The sequence below is a fragment of the Microbacterium sp. genome (assembly GCF_035554235.1).
Classification (GTDB): Bacteria; Actinomycetota; Actinomycetes; order Actinomycetales; family Microbacteriaceae; genus Microbacterium.
The window spans coordinates 1-2306 of record NZ_DATMIO010000179.1 but is presented as its reverse complement, the minus strand read 5'-3'; the positions used below and the strand labels follow the sequence as shown (position 1 = coordinate 2306).

Below are 2306 nucleotides of genomic sequence, written 5' to 3'. Positions count from 1 at the left end.
GAGAACGTCCCGGACCCGAAGATCCTCAACGACCGCGACGCGATCGTGAAGATCACCTCGACGGCGATCTGCGGGTCCGACCTGCACCTCTATGACGGCTACATCCCCACGATGGAGAAGGGGGACATCCTCGGGCACGAGTTCATGGGTGAGATCGTCGAGACCGGCAAGGGGGTGTCGAACCTGCAGGTCGGCGATCGCGTGGTCGTGCCGTTTCCGATCGCCTGCGGCAACTGCTGGCACTGCAAACACGAGCTCTACTCGGTCTGCGAGAACTCGAATCCCAACGCCGGGATGGCCGAGAAGATGTTCGGCCACTCCACCTGCGGCATCTTCGGCTACTCGCATCTGACCGGCGGCTACGCCGGCGGGCAGGCGGAGTACGCGCGCGTGCCCTACGCCGACGTCGGTCCGATCAAGATCGAGGACGACCTCACCGACGAGCAGGTGCTCTTCCTCTCGGACATCTTCCCGACGGGGTTCATGGGCGCAGAGTTCTGCGACATCCAGGGCGGCGAGGTGATCGCCGTGTTCGGGGCCGGCCCCGTCGGGCAGTTCGCCATCGCCAGCGCGGTGATGCTCGGCGCCGACCGGGTCATCGCGATTGACCAGTTCGATTACCGGCTCGAGATGGCCCGCAACAAGGCCCGGGCGACCGACACGATCAACTTCGACGAGGACCCCGACGTCGTCGAGCAGCTCAAGGAGCTGACCGGCGGTCGCGGCCCTGACGCGGTGATCGACGCCGCCGGCATGGAGGCGGTGGACGGACACGGCGTCCTGCAGGCCGCCGAGCGGGTCAAGCAGGCCACGCGCTCGGAGACTGATCGAGGGCCGGCCCTGCGCGACGCGATCCTCGCCTGCCAGCCGGCCGGCATCGTGTCCATCATCGGCGTCTACGGCGGACTGATGGACAAGTTCCCGACGGGCGCACTGATGAACAAGGGCCTGACCGTGAGGACTGGCCAGTGCCACGTGCAGCGGTATATGAAGCCGCTGTACGAGCACATCAAGAACGGCGACATCGACCCAAGCTTCGTCGTCACGCACCGGCTCGAGCTCGGCGAGGCGCCCAACGGCTACGAGACGTTCAAGCACAAGCAGGACAACTGCGTGAAGGTGGTGCTCAAGCCATGACCGAGAACAGCTCGAGGGGATTTCCTCGTCCGATCGACTCCACGCTGCACGGCGTCACCGACTACACCGTCGGCACAACGCTGATGACCGTCTTCCCCCGCTTGGTGGGAATCGAGGGCACGCTCGCAGCGAAGCAGATCAGGGTGGCCGGCGCGATCCACGCCGGCTACAGCACGCTCACCTCCTACCCGCTCGGCGTAGCGAAGGTGATCCCCTACAAGGCGCACCTCGCGCTCGACGCGATAGGCGCCCTGGCGCTGGCCGCCACGCCGTTCGTGACCGGCCAGTACAGGAAGGACACGGACCAATGGGTCCCGCACGTCGCCCTCTGCCTATTCGAGCTGACGTCGCTGATGTTCAGCGATCCAAGCGGCAGGGGCGACTACAAGGCCGACGTGCCGGCCGTCCAGCGCAGCAATATGGAGGACCCGCACCGCAAGATCTACGACGGAACGCCGGCGGTCACCCCCGGAACGGCGTGAGCGGAACTCACGTGACCTCGACGACGCCGTAGCGCAGCGCGAAGACAGCGCGCCAGAAGTCTCGGACAATGAACCTGCACAGTCAGCCGCCGCCTAGCCGCAGCACGATACGACCACGGAGAACGACATGCAGATCACCAGGAACTCCGTCGAGACCGCGACCGGACCGAGCGACTGGTTCACCGGCGCGGTCTACATCGACACCGTCGCCACGCCGTCGCCGCCCTCCCGCCTCGCCGCCGCGAGCGTCCACTTCACGCCCGGCGCCCGAACCGCGTGGCACACCCATCCCTTCGGGCAGAACATCTACGTGACCGAGGGCGTCGGCCGCTGCCAGCGCCGCGGCGGGCCGATCGAGGTCATCCATCCCGGAGACCGGGTGTTCTTCGAGCCCGGCGAGGATCACTGGCACGGCGCCGCCCCTGATCGCTTCATGACCCACCTCGCGATGCAGGAAGTCGATGACCAGGGCAGCCCCGTCACTTGGGGTGACCATGTCACCGACGACGAGTACGACGCCGCCCCGGCGAAGTAGCCGGCGGCCCGGCGGGCGTGCCTCCGGCTTCACGCAGACGGTCGCCACCCCATCGACAACCTCTGGGACGCCGAGTCGTCCTCCGCCCCCCGCAACGCGGAGCGGCGATTAGGCCAACGGGGCGGCTCGTGGAGAGCTAGCGCCGGTCCATG

3 protein-coding genes are annotated in these 2306 nt (G+C 67.2%); all 3 read left to right on the top strand.

Annotation, left to right across the window (positions count from 1 at the left end):
- On the top strand, positions 1-1137 hold a 1137-nt coding region (locus tag VNT50_RS09370), incomplete at its 5' end, for a zinc-dependent alcohol dehydrogenase (RefSeq protein ID WP_325484850.1).
- Positions 1134-1619, top strand: coding sequence for a hypothetical protein (locus tag VNT50_RS09365; protein WP_325484849.1), 486 nt, complete (start codon positions 1134-1136; stop codon positions 1617-1619). The genes VNT50_RS09370 and VNT50_RS09365, both read left to right, overlap by 4 nt.
- A gap of 127 nt (positions 1620-1746) precedes the next feature.
- Complete coding sequence (locus VNT50_RS09360) at positions 1747-2154, top strand: (R)-mandelonitrile lyase (RefSeq protein WP_325484848.1); 408 nt, start codon at positions 1747-1749, stop codon at positions 2152-2154.
- Positions 2155-2306: the final 152 nt, after the last annotated feature.

Coding starts and splice junctions, on each gene's coding strand:
- VNT50_RS09365 (WP_325484849.1), top strand. CDS start 1,134: ATGACCGAGAACAGCTCGAGGGGATTTCCTCGTCCGATCGACTCCACG.
- VNT50_RS09360 (WP_325484848.1), top strand. CDS start 1,747: ATGCAGATCACCAGGAACTCCGTCGAGACCGCGACCGGACCGAGCGAC.